The 17337-nt window shown below is 67.8% G+C and carries 20 protein-coding genes; 7 read left to right on the forward strand and 13 right to left on the reverse strand.

What is annotated here, in order from left to right; genetic code table 11:
* Positions 1 to 11: 11 nt before the first annotated feature.
* Positions 12 to 878: a short-chain dehydrogenase/reductase gene (locus J4E04_RS17255; protein ID WP_490149101.1), complete on the forward strand. Its 867-nt coding sequence runs from the start codon at positions 12 to 14 to the stop codon at positions 876 to 878.
* Here J4E04_RS17255 and J4E04_RS17260 read toward each other — a convergent pair.
* The 6 genes from J4E04_RS17260 to J4E04_RS17285 all read right to left on the reverse strand — a co-directional run bounded on the left by J4E04_RS17260 (position 822) and on the right by J4E04_RS17285 (position 7373).
* A complete protein-coding gene (locus tag J4E04_RS17260; RefSeq protein WP_490149102.1) occupies positions 822 to 2006 on the reverse strand; it encodes a PucR family transcriptional regulator in 1185 nt (394 codons plus the stop codon). The genes J4E04_RS17255 and J4E04_RS17260 overlap by 57 nt on opposite strands.
* A 34-nt stretch (positions 2007 to 2040) precedes the next feature.
* A complete protein-coding gene (locus J4E04_RS17265) occupies positions 2041 to 2874 on the reverse strand; it encodes an SDR family NAD(P)-dependent oxidoreductase (RefSeq protein ID WP_222627996.1) in 834 nt (277 codons plus the stop codon).
* Positions 2868 to 4634: an alpha/beta fold hydrolase gene (locus J4E04_RS17270; protein ID WP_490149103.1), complete on the reverse strand. Its 1767-nt coding sequence runs from the start codon at positions 4632 to 4634 to the stop codon at positions 2868 to 2870. Before J4E04_RS17270 ends, J4E04_RS17265 begins: the two co-directional genes overlap by 7 nt.
* The gene (locus tag J4E04_RS17275; protein WP_490149104.1) at positions 4631 to 6121 is read right to left on the reverse strand and encodes a flavin-containing monooxygenase; all 1491 of its coding nucleotides are present in this window, start codon (positions 6119 to 6121) and stop codon (positions 4631 to 4633) included. The genes J4E04_RS17270 and J4E04_RS17275 overlap by 4 nt, the downstream gene beginning before the upstream one ends.
* Positions 6121 to 6645 carry a thioesterase family protein gene (locus tag J4E04_RS17280; RefSeq protein ID WP_307097579.1) on the reverse strand — a complete coding sequence of 175 codons (525 nt, stop codon included), beginning with the start codon at positions 6643 to 6645 and terminating at the stop codon, positions 6121 to 6123. Before J4E04_RS17280 ends, J4E04_RS17275 begins: the two co-directional genes overlap by 1 nt.
* Positions 6646 to 6785: 140 nt before the next feature.
* Complete coding sequence (locus J4E04_RS17285; RefSeq protein WP_490149105.1) at positions 6786 to 7373, reverse strand: TetR/AcrR family transcriptional regulator; 588 nt, start codon at positions 7371 to 7373, stop codon at positions 6786 to 6788.
* 111 nt (positions 7374 to 7484) lie between these two features.
* Between J4E04_RS17285 and J4E04_RS17290 the strand changes: the two genes are divergently transcribed.
* The 4 genes from J4E04_RS17290 to J4E04_RS17305 all read left to right on the forward strand — a co-directional run bounded on the left by J4E04_RS17290 (position 7485) and on the right by J4E04_RS17305 (position 11653).
* Positions 7485 to 8123, forward strand: a complete 639-nt coding sequence (locus tag J4E04_RS17290) for a VOC family protein (protein WP_051613004.1) — start codon at positions 7485 to 7487, stop codon at positions 8121 to 8123.
* A 25-nt stretch (positions 8124 to 8148) separates the two neighbouring features.
* Positions 8149 to 9075, forward strand: a complete 927-nt coding sequence (locus J4E04_RS17295; RefSeq protein WP_490149106.1) for a fumarylacetoacetate hydrolase family protein — start codon at positions 8149 to 8151, stop codon at positions 9073 to 9075.
* Positions 9072 to 10853, forward strand: coding sequence for an FAD-dependent monooxygenase (locus tag J4E04_RS17300; protein WP_490149107.1), 1782 nt, complete (start codon positions 9072 to 9074; stop codon positions 10851 to 10853). Before J4E04_RS17295 ends, J4E04_RS17300 begins: the two co-directional genes overlap by 4 nt.
* A 71-nt stretch (positions 10854 to 10924) precedes the next feature.
* Positions 10925 to 11653, forward strand: coding sequence for an SDR family NAD(P)-dependent oxidoreductase (locus tag J4E04_RS17305; protein ID WP_490149108.1), 729 nt, complete (start codon positions 10925 to 10927; stop codon positions 11651 to 11653).
* 1 nt (position 11654) lies between these two features.
* Here the strand turns inward: J4E04_RS17305 and J4E04_RS17310 are convergent, their stop codons facing one another.
* The 6 genes from J4E04_RS17310 to J4E04_RS17335 form a co-directional block, all read right to left on the reverse strand.
* The gene (locus J4E04_RS17310; RefSeq protein WP_027504369.1) at positions 11655 to 12221 is read right to left on the reverse strand and encodes a hypothetical protein; all 567 of its coding nucleotides are present in this window, start codon (positions 12219 to 12221) and stop codon (positions 11655 to 11657) included.
* 78 nt (positions 12222 to 12299) lie between these two features.
* Entirely contained in the window at positions 12300 to 12647 is a 348-nt protein-coding gene (locus J4E04_RS17315) for a cyclophilin-like fold protein (protein WP_490149109.1), read from the reverse strand.
* 137 nt (positions 12648 to 12784) lie between these two features.
* Positions 12785 to 12958, reverse strand: coding sequence for a hypothetical protein (locus tag J4E04_RS17320; protein ID WP_235578792.1), 174 nt, complete (start codon positions 12956 to 12958; stop codon positions 12785 to 12787).
* A 186-nt stretch (positions 12959 to 13144) separates the two neighbouring features.
* On the reverse strand, positions 13145 to 13435 hold the full coding sequence (locus J4E04_RS17325) for a YrhK family protein (RefSeq protein WP_490149110.1): 291 nt from the start codon (positions 13433 to 13435) through the stop codon (positions 13145 to 13147).
* Between the two features lie 9 nt (positions 13436 to 13444).
* Positions 13445 to 13591: a hypothetical protein gene (locus J4E04_RS17330; RefSeq protein ID WP_197027715.1), complete on the reverse strand. Its 147-nt coding sequence runs from the start codon at positions 13589 to 13591 to the stop codon at positions 13445 to 13447.
* Between the two features lie 70 nt (positions 13592 to 13661).
* Positions 13662 to 14717, reverse strand: coding sequence for an NAD(P)-dependent alcohol dehydrogenase (locus tag J4E04_RS17335; protein WP_490149111.1), 1056 nt, complete (start codon positions 14715 to 14717; stop codon positions 13662 to 13664).
* A 109-nt stretch (positions 14718 to 14826) separates the two neighbouring features.
* Between J4E04_RS17335 and J4E04_RS17340 the strand changes: the two genes are divergently transcribed.
* The gene (locus J4E04_RS17340) at positions 14827 to 15399 is read left to right on the forward strand and encodes a TetR/AcrR family transcriptional regulator (protein WP_490149112.1); all 573 of its coding nucleotides are present in this window, start codon (positions 14827 to 14829) and stop codon (positions 15397 to 15399) included.
* A 16-nt stretch (positions 15400 to 15415) separates the two neighbouring features.
* On the opposite strand, the gene J4E04_RS17345 is transcribed toward J4E04_RS17340, so the two are convergent.
* A complete protein-coding gene (locus J4E04_RS17345; RefSeq protein ID WP_056446515.1) occupies positions 15416 to 16141 on the reverse strand; it encodes a YoaK family protein in 726 nt (241 codons plus the stop codon).
* Between the two features lie 207 nt (positions 16142 to 16348).
* On the opposite strand from J4E04_RS17345, the gene J4E04_RS17350 reads away from it, so the two are divergent.
* Positions 16349 to 17302, forward strand: a complete 954-nt coding sequence (locus J4E04_RS17350; protein WP_027504374.1) for a manganese catalase family protein — start codon at positions 16349 to 16351, stop codon at positions 17300 to 17302.
* The last annotated feature ends 35 nt before the right edge of the window (positions 17303 to 17337 follow it).

The following is a 17337-nucleotide window of genomic DNA, read 5'->3' on the forward strand; positions in this document are numbered from 1 at the left end:
AAGGACAGCGCATGGCATCGATGGCAGGCAGGGTCGTACTCATCACCGGCGGTGCGTCCGGGATCGGTCTGGAAACCGGACGCCGACTCGCGTCGCGGGGCGCGCACGTGGTGCTCGTGGACCGATCCGACATACCCGCATCGGTGATCGGGAGCCTGGACACCAGCGCTCACGGCCGGCACCTGGCCGTGACTGCCGACGTCACGCACACCGCGTCGCTCGAATCAGCTGTCGCACAAATTCTCTCGGAGTACGGGTGCCTCGACGTGGTGGTGGCCAATGCGGGCATCGCGGAGGCCGGCACCGTCGCCATCAGCGACGTCGAGACACTGACCCGCATCGTCGACATCAATCTGAACGGCGTCATCCGCACCGTGCACGCCACGTTGCCCGCCGTGACCGCACAGCGCGGCTTCTATCTGTTGGTCTCGTCCGCGGCCGCCCTGAAGACCGTGCCGGGCCAGTCCGCCTACGCGGCCGCCAAGACGGGTGTCGAGGCATTCGGCGGCGGACTGCGCCTCGAGGTAGCACACAAGGGCGTCGGCGTCGGGGTCGCGCATCCCGCATTCGTCCGGACTCCGATGTTCGAGTCGCAGCACAGCATCGAGTCGGTGCGGGCGAGCATCGAGGAACTGCCCTGGCCGTTCGATGTCGTCACCGACGTCGAGGACTGCGCCGACGCGTTCGTCGACGCCATCGTCCGGCGCCGCCGGAAGGTGTACGTGCCGGGCGCTCTGCGCGGCGTCGACAAGATCCGCGGTGTGTTCACCGGCTCGTTGTGGGACGCGATTCTCCGTCCGAAGATGCGGAAGACGGTTCCGCTACTGGAGCGGGGGATCCTGGAGAGCCGAGCGCGCGCTGCGCTCACGCGTCAGTAGCCACCAGGCGAGGACGAGATCGGCTGTCCGGTCGATGTCGAGGCCCGTCAGATCACCGAAACGTGCCACCCTGTTGCGCACGGTGTTGCGATGCACGAAGAGGGCGGCGGCGGTGTCGTCGACGCGCCGATCGTGGTCGAGGTACGCCGCGACGGTGTCCAGGATCTCGCGACCCGCCTCGCCGCGTTCGGCCACCGTGGTCAGATGCGCGGACGCGAGTCGATCCGCGGCCTCCTCCCCCATCGCGAGGAGTGGCAGCGGTCCGAGTGCGGCCAGGTCGACCATTCCCGTCCTCGCGAAGCGGGTGGCGAGGTCGAGTGCCTGCCGGGCCTGCCCGTACGACGCGCGCGCGTCCGCGGCCGGTCGAGCGTTGCCCAGACCGACCGCCACCGAGGCCGCGAGGCGGTCCGGAACCACGGGCAGCAGGGCGACGAGACAGCCGTCGATGACAGCGTCCACCACGCCGAGATCGTCGGTGCCGCAACGTAGTCGCAGCATCGACCGGATGTCCGACACGATCGACGAGTCGTTCCAGGTCACACAGGCGACGCTGTAGTGATGATCGAGGGCGATACCGTGCTCACGGGCGTCCCGCTCGACGGACGCGGGCACGTACGACCCGTCGACGAGCTGCCGGATGAGATCTGCACGCCGGGTGGCACCCGTGACCGCTTGTTCCTGCATCACCGTGTTCACGGCGGCCGAGTACGACGTGGCCCACTCCCACATCATGTCCTGCATGTCGTCGATGACATCGGTCGACAACTGCTGCTCGACGGCGTTGCGCCGAATCATCTTGAACAGCTCGCGGGCACCGAGCTGGATGCTGTGTGCGACGAGTTCGAGGGGGATCCGCTGATCGGCCCACCGCCGGACCAGGTCGGCGACGTCCCGCTCGTTCACGGCAGGTGCATCGCTACGCACTCGCCACAGAACGATGTCCAGGACGGCACGCGTGTTGCGCTGCACCTCCTCGTGCGCCACCGAGTCGTACACCGGAATGCTTCTGCGGTACAACGACGTCAGGTCCGACGCGACGGCATCGAGTTCCTGCTCGGCGTCGGTGACGAGGGAGGCGATGCGCGCGGCGATCTCCCGCTCCCGCGGAGTACCCGTCCGGTCGCTCATCGCGCCTCCTCTTCCACCACCCTGCCTGTCCGGTTCACGAGCGTCGCACATCCCGAGCAGCGAGCGCACGAATCCGCGGAGCTGCTGCTCGACTCCGGGCAGTGAACGGTGCCGTCGGGAGCGCGGCACGGAGAACGAGGAGGACGCGGCCGGCTCTCGGGTACACCATGCGCGACGACCGCCGCTCCAGCGCGCGGACGATGTGCGGAACGATGTCGTCGACGGGGCTGACCGCACCGAACGGGCCGGGAAGGGCGGCGAGCAGGGCCGCGAACGCGGGCTGCGCCATCTTTCCCGTGACCATCGACGTGTCGATCCATCCCGGGTGCAGGGATCCGACGCGCACTCCGGTGCCGCTGAGTTCCAGTCGCAGGGCGTTCGCGAACGCTTCCAGCCCGGCCTTCGCCGCGGCGTAGCCCGAGTGGCCGGGCTGATGAGCGAAGGACGCCCAGGAACACGTGAAGGCGATGTGGCCGCGCGAGACCAGGACAGCCGGGAGCGCGGCCCGCACGATGTTGTGGGCACCGACCAGGTTGATGTCGATCATGCGCTTCCACGCTCCGTCGGGCAGAAGGTCGAGCGGACCGTACTCCGACACACCGGCATTGGCCCACACGATGTCGACCCGCCCCCGCTCGGCGACGACGGTGTCGATCACACGGCGGCAGGCATCGGCGTCCCGGACGTCGAGCACGTGGGTGTCGCACGGGCCCGTCAGCGACCGCGCGGTGCGGGTCAGACCGCCCTCGTCCACGTCGAGCAGGACGACGATCGCACCGAGGTCCGAGCACCGCCGCGCCGTTGCGGAACCGATGCCTCCGGCCGCGCCCGTGACGACGAGGACCTGGCCGTCGAGGCTGCTCACCATTCGACTCTCCCCTGTGACGTGGGCGGGAGGTCGACGACCGCCAGCGCGGATTCGGTGATGCTTCCGAGAATCAGCTGCGTGCCGCGTCGGACCACGCTGGTCACCATCGAGTACTCGGGAGATGCCGACTGCAGGTCGTGCACGACCGTGCCGCCGGAGTCGAGAGCGATCACCCACGTCGTGGACTCGCCCTGTCGCACACTCTCGGGGAGGCGGTACGCGAACCTCCGGACGATGCCGGGGAGCTGCGCGACCCGATCGTGCAGTGTGCTGCGCGGCGTCGCCAGGGCCACCCACAGAAGGTCACCGTCGACCGAGACGTTGTCGGGGAAGGCGGGCAGGTTGTCGGCGACGACATGCGGCGGTCCGGCGTGACCGTCGACGAGGGGGTACCGCAGTACGGCGAAGTCGCCTGTCGAGATCACGGTGACGGAATCCTCGTCGTGCGAGACCGCCAGCCCGTTGGCGAACTGGACACCGTCGACGAGCGTGCGCGCGGCGCCGTCGGGCGACACCACCGCCAGCCGGCCCGTGCCGGAGTGCTCGAGGAGATCGGCGAGGAAGTCGTGGAACCCGAACCGCCGGGTGGACACCGTGAAGTAGATGTTTCCCGACCGCCCCTGGACGATGTTCGACGCGAAGGTGATCGGTTCGCCGTCGAGTCGGTCGAGAAGGACGTCGACCACCCCGGTGCCGAGATCCACGCGGAGAACACCTCGTTCGGCATCGCACACCAGCAACGTGGCGTCGTCGACGACGGTGATGCCGAGCGGTCGACCTCCCGTGTGCGCGAGAGTCTCGACGCCGTGACCGGTGTCGTCGATGGTGACCCGGACGATGCGCCCGTCCTCCAGGCCGGTGAGTACCCGCCCCCGCGAGTCCAGCCTGACGTCCTCCGGCCCGCGGCCCGGTAGTTCGAGACGCCGGATCGACGCCACCGGCTCCCTGCTCGTCACCTGCCGTGCTCGGGCCGGCGCGCTCGGTGGAGTCCACCGGACCGGGCGTAGTCGCGGAGCCACCGTGGAAGTGGGTCGAACGGCCTCGCTCGGGTGCGCGTCGCCGGCGATCACGGCGGCCACGGCACCGGCCGAACTCCACGGGGCACCGTGCCCCTCGCGCCGCAGCGGATACGCGGTGGTGCGCGGGCCGCCTGCACTGTCGGCCATCGCGGCCGGATCCACACGTCGGTCGTTCAGGCCGTACACCAGTGAGACCGGGACGGACAGTCTCGACAGTCGTTCTCTCAGCGGCGCTTCGGTCACGTAGTGGTCGATCGCCGTCGAGGACGCGCGGAACCGACGCAGTCCCGTCGCGACGAGGTCCCGCACCGCGAACTCGGGAACCGGACCACCGGGAGCGAACGCCGACGCGAGACCGGACCGGAGCCTGCGCTCGGGCAGCATCGTCCACACCGCGGCGCCGAGGACCGGCACACCGAGAACCATCTCGGAGACACCTCTGGCCGTCAGCCGACTCGCCGTGGTCGGCGGAGTCGCGACCAGCACCAGACGGGTCACGAGGCCCGGGAACTGCTCCGCCAGGGACGTGGCGACGAGTCCGCCGCGCGAGTGCCCCACCACGACAGCGGGACCGATGCCGGCGGCCCGAACCGCCCGGGCGATGTCGAGGGCGTCCTGCTCGATCGACGCGGTACCCGCGATCTCGGGCGCGAGCACCGTACCGGTGAGCAGCGGTCGAACGCGATTCCAGATCGCAGGCGACCCGCCGAGTCCGTGCAGGAGGACGACGGGCTCGCTCATCGCGGCACCGCGTTCGTGTGGACCGCGTGGTGCTTCTCGTCGAATCGCGCGGCACGGCGTCGATACCCGAGGATGCTGCCCGGCCAGAGGTTGCTGTTGCGGCCGGCGGGGTCGAGGTACCAACTCGAGCACCCACCGCTCGTCCACACCGTCCCGTCGGTGAGGTCGTCGATGTCGGTCGAGTACTCGGCCTGCGCCCGGGCGGTCGGCTCGATGGAACCGCGTGCGGTCATCGCACGACGCATCGCCTTCTCGATGTATGCGATCTGAGACTCGAACATCAGGATCACCGACGTGTGGCCGAGTGCGATGTTCGGTCCGTGCATCAGATAGAGATTCGGGAATCCCGCGACGGTCGTTCCCAGGTAGGCCCGCGGACTGTCGCCCCACGTGTCCGCCATCGATCGACCCGACCCGTCGAAGACACTGTCCGTCAGCGGAAGTCGACTGGTGTCGAACCCGGTGCCGAAGATGACGGCGTCCACCTCGTGCGCGGTGCCGTTCGTGTCGATCACTCCGGTGGGAGTCACCGTCGCCACGCCCGCCGTCTCGACGGACACGTTGGGTTGCGCCAGGGCCGGGTAGTACTCGTCGGACAACAGGATCCGCTTGCAGCCCATCCGATAGTCCGGTGTGAGTTTCTGCCGCAGAACAGGATCGCTCACGGCATGTGCGAGGTGCGCACGACCCTCGCGCTCCCCGATCGCCATCAACGCAGGGTGCCGGAAGGCCAGGAGCTTCACCTCCCGCTCGAGGTAGATGGCCGCGCGCGCAGCACGCTGGTATCCGGGAACCGACTTCAGCAGGGTCCGCGTGCGTGCGGAGATGGGCTTGTCGTCGCGCGGCATCACCCACGGTGCCGTGCGCTGGAACAGGGTCAGGGACTCCACCAGCGGTTGGATTCTCGGGACGAACTGGATCGCGGAGGCACCGGTACCGACGACGGCGACGCGCATACCCGTCAGATCCGTGTCGTGGTCCCACTGCGACGAGTGGAACATCGGACCCGCGAAGGACTCGATGCCGTCGACGGCGGGGAGAGAGGGGTCGGCGAGGGACCCCGTGGCGAGAACGACGTGATCCGCGGTCGACGTCCCGCGCGGCGTCTCGAGAGTCCATCGCGCCGCGCTCGCGTCCCAGGTGAGGGACGTGACCGGGCACTGCGTCCGGAGTCGCGGGAGCAACCCGTGGTCCCGCGCCACCCGGTCGAGGTACTCGCGGATCTCGGGCTGCCGTGCGTAGGTGTGACGCCACCGGTGGCTGGGAGCGAACGAGAACGAATAGAGGAGGCTCTGGACGTCGCACGCAGCACCCGGATAGTCGTTGTCGCGCCACACCCCGCCGAGCGTCGCCGCGCGCTCGAAGATGACGACGCTCCCCTGGTGCAACGGTGCCAGCCCGATCGCTGCTCCGACTCCCGCGAAACCCGAGCCGATGACCGCCAGCGTGTGGTGGTCGGAACTCGTGGTGGTCCCGGACGATGTCATCACTGACCCTCTTTCCCTGCGTGGTGGTGACGGGCGAACTCCGACCATTCCGCGATTGCTGTCGGGATGCGGTCGGGCAGCACGAACGTGCCGTCGAGAGCGAGGATCCGCGCCGGCGGCACCGACCCGCCGCCCCGATCGGTCAGTCGGACGGACACCACCGCGGTGGCATGGTCGACGTCGCGAATGTGGAAGACCTGCTCGAAGTACAGGTTCTTGGCATCGGTACCGATCAGACGGGTCCGCACGCGATACGCACGCGGGAAGGTCAGCGAGCGCCGGTAGGTGATGCTCTGCGCCGTGACGACGGGACTCCAGCCCCGCACGCGGAATTGGTGCCACAGACCGGTTCTCGCGTAGTACGCGATGCGGGCCGCGTCCAGAACGGACAGGTACCGGCCGTTGGTCATGTGCATCAGGATGTCGAGATCCGCCGGGAGTACGCGGAACCGTGTCTCGAGAGGATCACCCACTCGCGCCGTCCGTCCGAACGAGTGCATGCGGAGGACCCAGCGCAGCATCATGATCACGGGCCACTCCTCGCCGGACGACGGTATCGATCACTCGAGTGTGGCCTTCGGGAGCGTCGCGCACGATGGCTGTCGCGACACGGCGCCGCACGATGCGTTGTGCACGTGCCCACCGCCACGAGGGATGCGCGGCGTCAGTGCCCGGTGACCACGCCGAAGGCTCTCACCACGAGGTCCACGACGTCGTCGAGCGACAGGTCGTCGCGCTCGACGTACTCGTCGGCCGCCCGGTCGAGGAATCCCGTCCAGGCGACGACCGCCGTCTGCATCACCGGAGTCAGGGGCTGCCCCAGTCCGACGATGTCCGCCACCTGACGCGCGCCTGCCGCACGTGCCTCGCGGAGCGCCCGTTCGACGGCCGGATCGCCCAGCACGCCCTCGACGACGACGCGGACGTACAGCGTCCGATGGTTCTCCAGGAACTCGATGTGCCGTCGGACGAAACCGTCGAGGCGTTGCTCCGGAGTCTGCTCGTCCACCCTCGGGCTCTGGTGATGCACCAAGCGCGACAACACGTCTGCGAGCGCCGCGGCCACCAGGCCCTGCTTGTCGGTGAAGTAGTAGAACAGCAACCCGTGGGCCACATCGGCCCGCCGGGAGATGGCGGCCGCGCTGATGTCCGCGTCGCCGCCCTCGCTCATGAGGGCGATGGCCGCATCGATGAGTGCCTGTCGACGATCCCGTCGCGGACGACGCGCGCCGTCGGAAGGGTTCGCGGACATGGCACCGAGGGTAGTGCACCCCGCCCCGCACCTCGAGCACGAGTCAACTTCTTGACTGACAGTCAAAGTGCTCGTAGCGTCGCGGTCACTTCCCCACGACGAGAGGCGACGATGAACGCGACGGGTGACCACACCGGCTCGGCCGGTCTCGGCAGGCACGGACCGGATCGCATCGCCCACTGGGTGGTGAAATCGACTCGCACCGACGAGATGGTGCGGTGGTACGGCACCGTCTTCGGGGCGCAGGTCGCGTATCAGGACGACGAGATCACGTTCCTGACCTGGGACGACGAGTCGCACCGCCTGGCGATCATCGCCGTGCCCCCGGTTCTGCGGCTTCTCTTCCCGCTCGCGAGGCTCAAGCGCAAGGTCTACGGCATCGACCACATCGCGCTGACCTTCACGTCCCTCGAACGGCTGCTCGAGAACTACGTGCGGTTGAAGCGCCAGGGCATCCGCCCGGTCTGGTCCATCAACCACGGCCCGACCATCTCCCTCTACTACGAGGATCCCGACGGCATCCGACTCGAGTTCCAGGTGGAGAACTTCGACCCGGATCACACCGCGGCGTTCTTCTACAGCGACGAGTTCGCCCGCAATCCGATCGGCGTGAACGTCGATCCCGACTACCTGCTGAGCCGACTGCGCAACGGCGAGTCGCCGAAGGAGCTGCGGCGGCGGGAGGCCGGGACCAGGCCGGGCCGGCCGGTCGTGGCGAACAAGAAGACCATCTCGTTCCGTACCTTGTGATCCCTTCTCGAGAAAGCGAATCACCATGCCCGTGAACATTGTTCGCACTGCCGAGGGATGGTGGCGCCTGCACGGTGAGACCGCGGCCCGGATCGACACCACGGCCGACACCACCCGTGATCTGCTCGCCGATCGTGCGGCCGTCGAGAGCGCACACGGCGAGGACGCCGTCGTGGCGGATCTCGACGTCCTCTCGCCGATCACCGCACCGTGCCGCGTCGTGGCTCAGTTGCTCAACTACCGGTCGCACGCGCTGGACATCGGAGCCGACCCGGCAACGCTGCACCCCACGTTCTTCCGGAAATCGTCGGCCTCCATCAGCGGCCCCAACGATCCGATCCGCCAACCCGCCGAGGTCGCCCTGCTGGATCACGAGATCGAGCTGGGCATCGTCATCGGGGCGGACGTCCCTGTCGGGACCACGGTCACGCAGGACACCCTGCCGCACTACGCCGCGGGGGTGGTCGTGGCCGACGACGTGTCGGCACGGGAGATCCAGCTGACCCGCGTCCAGGTCTACGAGAGCAAGTCCTATCCCACCTTCACGCCACTCGGCCCGCGACTCGTCCTGTTCGACGCAGCGGACTGGGCGCGGCTCCCCGAGTTGCACATGACCCTGTCCGTCAACGGCGACGTCCGTCAGGATCAGACCATCGGCGATGACCTGATCACGCCACCCGCCGAGGCACTCACCCGCCTGTCTCGTTTCCAATCCCTCTCCGCGGGAGACGTTCTCCTGACGGGCACGCCCGTCGGAACCGCCATCTCCGCCCCACCGAAGATCGTGCAGAAGATCGGCGAACTCCTTCCGCCGGCGGTCAAGTGGAAGATCTTCTTCGCTCGACAGGCGCGAAATCCCCATTATCTCTCCGTCGACGACGTCGTGACCGCCACCATCCGCACGGCCGACGGCACCATCGATCTCGGCACTCAGCGGACCGTCGTCCGATGACGACTCCGGTGGTGATCGTCGGCGCGGGTCCGGCAGGCGCCACAGCCGCACTGCTGTTGGCTCGCAGGGGTATCCGCACCGTTGTCCTGGAGCGTCGAGCCACGCCGCTCTTCCATCCGGCCGCACACGTGATCAATGCCCGCACGCTCGAGATCTGGCACGAGTACAGCCCCGATCTCGCGTCGGCCATCGCGTCGATGTCGCCTCCGCACGACGAGGTGAACCTCATCAGTTGGTTCGGCGGCATCGGCGACGGCCCCATCGGGTCCATCGACCTGCTGTCCGATCCCGAGCGGAAAGCAGTCGTCGAGAGCCAGAGCCCGTACATGGTCTCGCACATCGGACAGCACCTGCTCATGCCCGTGCTGTGGAACGCGCTGGACGAGGACCCGCTCATCGACTTCCGCCGCGGCGTCACGGTTCTGGATGTCGAGTCCACACCCGAGGTCGCCCGACTGCGGACGCGCAGTGGAGATGACGACGGAGAGCTGACCGCTCGATACGTGTTGGGGTGCGACGGGGCCAACAGCCCTGTTCGCGATGCCAGTGGAATCGACCTCGACGGGCCGGTCCTGGCAAACATGGGCAGCGCGTTCTTCACCTCGCACACGCTGTTCCCGGAGGACGCTCGTCCACTTCTGAGCTGGATCTACACGCCGGATCTGTGCGGCGTCCTGATCTCGCACGCCGATCACCGGTACATCCTCATGACGGCCTACCTGCACCCGGCCCAGGAGATCGCCGCGAACAGCCGCCAGTTCTGGGCCGACATGTTGCCGAAGGTGCTCGGTGACAAAGACTTCGAGCTGGAGTCGACCGGCACCTGGGTGATGACCTCGCAGACCGCGGACTCGTTCCGCCGCGGGCGGCTCCTGCTCCTCGGTGACGCTGCGCATCGGTTCCCGCACACCGGCGGCTTCGGCCTGAACTCCGGGGTGCAGGACGCGCACAATCTCGCGTGGAAGCTCGACGCGGTGCTGTCCGGCACTGCCTCTCCGACTCTGCTCGACACCTACGAGACGGAACGCCGACCGGTGGTGGAGAAGTTCGCGGAGCAGAGTGTGGCCAACCATTTCCGGCTCGACGACATCGGTGGACGCATCGGCATCACCAACAGGATGCTCGCGGTCGCGACCCGGGTCGCGGCACGTGCACCGCTCGTGTCGCTCCCCGACCGGCTCGTCGCGCCGATGGCCACGGCGATGATGCGTCGGCAGATGCGTCGAGCGCGGCGACTGCATCCTCGGGCTCCGGGTTCGACGGCACTGCGCGGGCAGATCGCGGAGGCGTTGCCCGGTCAGATCGAACACTTCGTCTCCACCGGTCTGCAGTTCGGCTATCTGCACACGAGCGACCTCGTCGCCGACGACGACTCTGCAGTGCGGCCGCCCGAGGACGTGGTCGACTATCTCCCCACCACCTACCCCGGCGCCCGGCTTCCCCACGCGATGATCTCGACGCGCGGGCTCACCACGGGCATCCACGACGTACTCCACCGGACCTCGTTGACGCTCCTCGCGCTCGACGACGACGGGTGGGAGAACGAGCTCGGCACTCACCGCATCGCGGGCCCGGGCGTCGTGGTGGTCCCCGTCGACGCACCGGATCCCGCAGACCGACGTCGACTGATCGACCTGCTGGAGGTCGGCGAGAAGGGAGCCGTGCTGGTCCGCCCGGACGGGCACGTGGCCTGGCGTACGACCTCGCCCGCGTCGTCGGGTGTGGCCGAGTTGACGAGGTTCCTCGAACGCTGGCGCCAGCACTATCCGATGCGGTGACAGCGGCATGTCGAGGGTTCCGCGCTCCGATTCCCTCGGCAGCACCGGAACCGGCGGGGTTGACTGTGCCCATGACTGACACGAGGGTCGCCATCGTGACCGGCGGTGGACGCGGGATCGGACGGGCCATCAGCCTGGCCCTGGCCCGCGCCGGGTGGGACGTGGTGATCGGCTACCACTCCGACGCGGACTCGGCCGACGCCGTCGCAGCCGACGTCACAGCCCTCGGTCGCCGCGCGTTGTGCTGCGCGGTCGACATCGTCGACGAGGATTCCGTCGTCGCGTTCTTCGCGGCAGCGGAGGCGTTCGGGCCGGTGACCGGGGTGGTGAACAACGCCGGCGCGGCCACCGCAGTGGGGCGGCTCGAGGACAACGACCTCGCGGCGATCCACCGGGACCTCGACGTCGACCTCTTCGGAGTGATCGTCTGCTGCAAGTTCGCGCAGGCAGCACTCATGAGACAGGGCGGTGGATCGATCGTCTCGATCTCGTCCGCGGCCGCGACGCTCGGAAGTCCGTCGAGGTACGTCCACTACGCGGCAGCGAAAGCCGGAGTCGACGCACTGACACTCGGACTGTCGAAGGAACTTGCCCCCGCGATCCGCGTGAACGCCGTGTCGCCCGGCACGATCTGGACCGACTTCCACCAGGAGCCGGACCGGCCCGCGCAGGTCGCCCCGACGGTGCCGCTCGGTCGAGCGGGCACCGTCGACGACATCGCGGGAGCCGTCGTCTGGCTCATGTCCGAGGACGCGAGTTACGTGACGGGTGCGGTGCTCCGGGTGGCCGGTGGACTGTGAACTACCTGCGGTGCGGACCCACCTTGTTCTCCGAGTTCTCGTAGTCCCCCCGGTAGAGGCGATTGCTGAACGGCTTCTCGTTCACGGGGATCTCGATGAGCCAGTCGTGCTCACGGATGTCACGCGGCCGATACGACCCCTTGAACGTCACGGTCACCGCGCCACCGCGTTCCGCAGCGGCCTCCTCGGTGGCCTCGCGACCGGTGTTGAACGTCTCGGCGAGGTCGCGGCCGTCGTTGCCGACGATGATGGTCCCGTCGTGCACGAACTGGACGAAGGTGCCGTTCGTGGCCGCTGCGGTTCCGGCGACGGCCGACCCCAACTCGGGGTTCAGTTCGGCGACGAAGTCGGGGGTGCCCGGCGCGGCCTCGCGGTCGTCCGCTCGTACGTCCGCGTGGCGGGCCGGTGCGGGCGCGAGGGTGACGTACTGGCCGAGGGCACTGTGGCGTCCGCGATCGACGATGTCCCAGACGTGCGAACTCGAGGTGACCTTCACCCTCCCGTCGTGGAAGACGGTGACGCGGTCGGCGCCGTTGCTCAGAATCGTGCGCTTCGCGTTGGGGGGCATCCGGTAAGTATGCGCCCCGGGACCGTCCGCACTCACGCTCGGCTCCGAAGACATGGGCCGTGGTGAGGCCAGGCGCGATCAGTCGGCCGACGTGATGGTCACCGTCACCGTGCCACCGAGCGCACCGACTCCCGACGGGTCCATGGTCCCGAGTACGACGATGCCGGGGAAGTAGCTCTGATCGCCGTAGTACAGAACGACGTCGTTCGACGGCGCGTAGTACCCGATGTCGCCGGGATCGGCTTCCGCCCCTGAGGGAGACCCGTCCGTGCTCAGCACCGCCGGCAGCGGACCCGTCTTCTCCACGCCGCCGTGATCCGACATCTCCACCGTCACGGGCAGAAGTGCCGCGAGATCGCGGGCCGCCACACTGTCGTTCAGCGTTCCGATCACCGTGGTGCCCTCGACGTCGATCGCGACGCGCATCGTCTCTCCGTTCCGTTCTGCGGCGGTCGGCCGCGTGGTCGTCGGTGACGAGGCAGCCGCACCGACGGTGTCGCTCTCAGCCGAGCAGCCGGCGAGCAGAGAGACTGCGGACGCGAGGGCAATCGCTCCGCGGCGCGTCATCCACGCTCGTAGGTGGCCCGGAAGCCGTCGGCAGGATCGCTCGGTGTCGGAACGAGAGTGTCACCGTCCACCTCGTGAGCACGATGAAGGGTCTGCCCGATGAGATCGCGCGCCAGAGCCGACTCCACCGAGATCGTGAAGGTCCCCGAGGTTCCGTCGGACTCGGTCACGAGATCACCGTGGAACGACTCGTACCCCTGCAGGATCGACGCCGAGCCCGGTCATGCGCCACTCCCCCACCAGCGGGCTCGCCTCCCCCGACGCCGTCCATGCCGTACCCAGTGCGGGCACAGAGACCGCCGGCGCGGCAGTCACGAACGGTCTCGAGGGCACCCTTTGCGGTCTCCCGACGACACTCAGAAGTCGAGGCTGTCCACTCCGTCGGACGCACCACGTACTCGTCGAATGTGCACCCGTCGAACGAGGCGGATGACAGGCCGGACGAGCAACTCGATGCTCCCGACAAGGAAGAGGACTGTTCCGAGCTCGGTGGTCGACTCACTGAAGAACAGCACACTGCCCGCGATGAACCACACCGCGATCGCGATGTCGTTGACGATGCTGACCACTTCCCATCGCTGACGGACGATCAACTCGTCGTGTCCGATGGTGAGTGTCAGTGTCTTCCCGCTGGTGTCGATACCCACGGTCGCCGATCAGGAGTCGGTGTTCGCATCCCCGGGGTGCGGCACGTTCTCCTCGTCGACGTAGGCGGTGTGCTCGGTGTCCTGCTCGTGCTCGCGCGGTCCGTCGTTGCTTCCGGCGGCGGGCACGGCGTCCGCAGCATCACTGGGCATCGTCATCGCGGGGTCCTGCTCTCTGATCGGTGGTCGGGTCACGCCCTGAATGCCCCGCGCCCCGATTCCGCAACCCTCAGGCAGGTGTGCCGTCGCCGACCAGATCACCCATGTCGAGCACGAACCGGTAGCGCACGTCTCCGGCCTCGAGACGATCGAGAGCGGTGCCGACGAGGGCCGACGGCAGCACCTCCACCTGCGCGGTGATGCCGTGGTCGCCGCAGAAGTCGAGCATCTCCTGCGTGTGCCGGCGACCACCACTGCCGGACGAGCTCACCGATTTGCGACCGACCAGGAGATCCACCGTCTCGATCGAGACCGAGCCGAGGTGGCCCACCAGACAGAGGGTTCCGTCTAGCGCCAGGCTCGCGAGGTACGGGTGCGGATCGTGAGCGACCGGGATGCAGTCGACGACGAGATCCAGTCCGCCCTGCACCGCCACCATCGCGGCGTCGTCGGTCGACAGCACGGTGTGGTGAGCACCCAGTTCCCGCGCCTCCTCCGCCTTGGCCGACGAGGTGGTGAACACGGTGACCTCGGCGCCCAGCGCCGCCGCGAATCGCACGGCGAGATGACCGAGGCCACCGATTCCGGCCACACCGACGCGCGACCCTGGACCGACGCCCCAGCGGCGCAACGGCTCCCAGACCGTGATGCCCGCGCACATCAGGGGAGCGACCGCGGCCGCGTCGAGGCCTTTCGGCCGGTGGTAGACGAAGCGATCCCGCACGACGTACTCCGCCGAGAAGGCTCCTGCCGTCGTCGATCCGTCGACGCGGTCCCGCCCGCCGTAGGTGAGGGTGGGGAACTCACGGCAGTAGTTCTCCTGCCCCGCAGCGCACATGTCGCACACGCCGCACGAGTCGACGATGTTGCCGACGGCCACGGGGTTCCCAGGGGCGAAGTCCGTGACGCCGCTGCCCACGTCGAGCACCGTTCCGACGAACTCGTGGCCCGGGGTGAGCGGGAAGGACCCCGCGTCGTCCCGGAGCGCGTGCAGATCGGAATGGCACACACCGCAGTGGCTCACGAGCACGGCGACGTCGTCGGCCCGCAGGTCCCGTCGCTCCACCGAGTCCCGGATCAACGGGGCTCCGGGTGCGGATGCGCTGTAGGCGGCCACGGTTCTCACTGGATGTCCCTTCGACGTGGACCGGTCGGTGTCAACCAACTGGTTAGTTGGAAGCGTAACCGAGAATGATCGAGTTACCAACCGGTTGGTCACTGCGTAGGCTCGACCCATGGGTGACGCCGCCGCGACGAGACGACGAATACTCCGTGCAGGGACGGCCGAGTTCGCCGAGCACGGCATCGCGGGGGCGCGCGTCGACCGCATCGCTGCGAACGCCGCCATCAACAAGTCGCAGATCTATGCGTACTTCGGCAGCAAACAGGCACTGTTCGACGCGGTCTTCGACAACCGGGTGGACGTCGACATGGCGGACGTCCCGCTCGACGCGGACGACCTGCCCGGATACGTCGCGGCCCTCTACGACATGTATATCGGCGATCCCGAGCTGGTGCGCCTGGTGACCTGGGCGCGGTTGGAGCGGACTCCGATCGGCCCCCTCTTCGCGCACCGCGAGGATGCCGGTCGCGCCGAGTTGGACGCCATCCGCGACGCACAGAAGCGGGGCACTCTCGTCGACGACGTCGCGGCGGAGGATCTCTGGTCGATGCTGGTGTCGCTCGCCGCCACGTGGGCGCAGTCCGCGATCGTCCACACCGCGCACGCGGGTGAGAGCGCGTCCGACCACGATCGCCGACGAGCGGCACTGGCAGCGACAGCGCGGAGGGCGTTCCACGCGATCTGAGCCGACGAGCCACCTGTCAGCCGAAGACCGTCTGCCGTTCGGTGTGGGTGAAGGTGAAGATCGTGGCACCGAAGCTGAACAGCGCGGCGAGCAGGAGCACCTGGGGACCGGTGATGACGACGCCGATGAAAGCGCCGATCGCACCGCCGAGCGAGAACGACCCCAGCAGCATGAGGTAGCAGAGCCAGTCGTAGCGGGTTCCGCCACCGCACAGATGGCGTTCGATTCCCTGCCCCAGCTTGACCAGCGTTCCGGTGACATAACTCAGCGGAATGTAGGTCTCCTCCTTCTTGGTGAAGGCGGTGTTCAACGCGCCGAGCGCGAAAGCGATGAGAAGGATCGGATAGAAGTTCACGTCGGCGGACGACCACCCGGACAGTGCGATGTCGATCGACCCCGCCACCGCGAGCGCGATCGTCGTCACCACGGTGGCACCGTGCGGATGGTTCGACCAGTACTTCCGTCGGCAGATCGACGCGATGACCACGCCGAGCAGGAACGATCCCATCAGAGCCAGTGCGGCCCAGGGAGATGCGCCCGGAGCCACCTCCTTGCCGGCGGGCTCACCGAAATGTCCCACGACCGCGCGTTCGGTATTTCCCGTCATGAAGGTGACGAAGTATCCGGCGGAATGCAGAAATGCGACGGCGCCGACCATCCCGGCGAGGCCCGACAGAATCCAGGACAACCGGGCTTCCGGGCCGACTGCTGTGTCACGGCTGATCGCCACAGATGAGGTCATACCTGTCATTCTCCGGACGGAATGTGCTCGGACGGCTCCGTGAGGCGTGTATCACAGAACAATAAAGATGCTTAACACCAGTGAAATGTGGTGGGTCACAACAGCGTTCTCCGAAGGCTGGAACAACACCGAAGGATTGAGGGTGGTCAGACTCGGGGCACCCGTGTTGCGTGGGCGGCAGTTCCGCCCCACGCCTGAGGAGGCCCCATGTATCTGCACGTACAGAAGCTGATCCACGACATCGTTCCCGACGAGCCCGATCCCGCCGCAGCGAACGCGCTGCAGGAGGGCCTCGGTGGCCAGTTCGGCGAGATGCGCACGATGATGCAGTACCTGTTCCAGTCGATGAACTTCCGCGGCGCCGCGGCCAAGCCCTACCGGGACCTGATCCAGGGCATCGGTACCGAGGAGATCAGTCACGTCGAACTCATCGGCACCACCATCTCTCGCCTGCTCGACGGGTCGCCGCGATACCAGGGCAAGCAGAACGATCCGCTCGACACACCGGGCGCGGGCGGCGCCGTGCCGCTGAACATCGCCCTGTCCGAGGGCAACATCCACCACTACCTCGTCGGTGCTCAGGGCGCGATGCCCGTCGACTCGGTGGGCAACCCGTGGAGCGGCAGTTACGTCTACAACTCGGGCAACCTCGTGCTCGATCTGCTGTACAACCTGATGCTCGAATCGACGGGCCGCCTGCAGAAGTGCCGCATGTACGAGATGACCGACAACAAGACCGCCCGGTCCACCATCTCCTACCTCATCGTTCGGGACCAGGCGCACGAGAACGGCTACGCGAAGGCACTCGAGACACTGGGTGTCGACTGGAAGAAGACGCTGCCCATTCCGAAGACGAACGCCGAGCAGTTCCCCGAGGTGAAGAAGCTCGTGGAGATGGGCCTGCAGAGCAAGCAGTACACCTTCGACCTCACCGGCGCGTCCGAGGCGGGCCGTATCTACCAGGGCATGTCGCCGTCGAAGGACGGAACGGATCTCGACGCGAGCGAACAGGCGCCGGCGGGTGCACCCCTCGACATCGCGCCCGAGCGACCGGAGGAGTTCGCACCCGGGCTCGATCCGGAGCTCATGGAGCTGATCCAGCAGACCGCAGAGATGGAGATGGCCGACATCGACGCCACGTTCGGCGAACTCGGGAAGTGATCTGACAGTTCACCGATGCGGCACTGCGCGACTCT

Source organism: Rhodococcus sp. NFXS4 (assembly GCF_058139645.1).

Coding starts and splice junctions, on each gene's coding strand:
- J4E04_RS17280 (WP_307097579.1), bottom strand. CDS start 6,645: ATGATGCTGCGCTGGGTCCTCCGCATGCACTCGTTCGGACGGACGGCG.
- J4E04_RS17255 (WP_490149101.1), top strand. CDS start 12: ATGGCATCGATGGCAGGCAGGGTCGTACTCATCACCGGCGGTGCGTCC.
- J4E04_RS17300 (WP_490149107.1), top strand. CDS start 9,072: ATGACGACTCCGGTGGTGATCGTCGGCGCGGGTCCGGCAGGCGCCACA.
- J4E04_RS17265 (WP_222627996.1), bottom strand. CDS start 2,874: ATGGTGAGCAGCCTCGACGGCCAGGTCCTCGTCGTCACGGGCGCGGCC.
- J4E04_RS17315 (WP_490149109.1), bottom strand. CDS start 12,647: ATGCGCGTCGCGATCGACGTCGAGGGCACCACGGTGATCGGAACGCTG.
- J4E04_RS17270 (WP_490149103.1), bottom strand. CDS start 4,634: ATGAGCGAGCCCGTCGTCCTCCTGCACGGACTCGGCGGGTCGCCTGCG.
- J4E04_RS17345 (WP_056446515.1), bottom strand. CDS start 16,141: ATGACCTCATCTGTGGCGATCAGCCGTGACACAGCAGTCGGCCCGGAA.
- J4E04_RS17305 (WP_490149108.1), top strand. CDS start 10,925: ATGACTGACACGAGGGTCGCCATCGTGACCGGCGGTGGACGCGGGATC.
- J4E04_RS17340 (WP_490149112.1), top strand. CDS start 14,827: ATGGGTGACGCCGCCGCGACGAGACGACGAATACTCCGTGCAGGGACG.
- J4E04_RS17350 (WP_027504374.1), top strand. CDS start 16,349: ATGTATCTGCACGTACAGAAGCTGATCCACGACATCGTTCCCGACGAG.
- J4E04_RS17295 (WP_490149106.1), top strand. CDS start 8,149: ATGCCCGTGAACATTGTTCGCACTGCCGAGGGATGGTGGCGCCTGCAC.
- J4E04_RS17330 (WP_197027715.1), bottom strand. CDS start 13,591: ATGACGATGCCCAGTGATGCTGCGGACGCCGTGCCCGCCGCCGGAAGC.
- J4E04_RS17285 (WP_490149105.1), bottom strand. CDS start 7,373: ATGTCCGCGAACCCTTCCGACGGCGCGCGTCGTCCGCGACGGGATCGT.
- J4E04_RS17290 (WP_051613004.1), top strand. CDS start 7,485: ATGAACGCGACGGGTGACCACACCGGCTCGGCCGGTCTCGGCAGGCAC.
- J4E04_RS17310 (WP_027504369.1), bottom strand. CDS start 12,221: ATGCCCCCCAACGCGAAGCGCACGATTCTGAGCAACGGCGCCGACCGC.
- J4E04_RS17275 (WP_490149104.1), bottom strand. CDS start 6,121: ATGACATCGTCCGGGACCACCACGAGTTCCGACCACCACACGCTGGCG.
- J4E04_RS17260 (WP_490149102.1), bottom strand. CDS start 2,006: ATGAGCGACCGGACGGGTACTCCGCGGGAGCGGGAGATCGCCGCGCGC.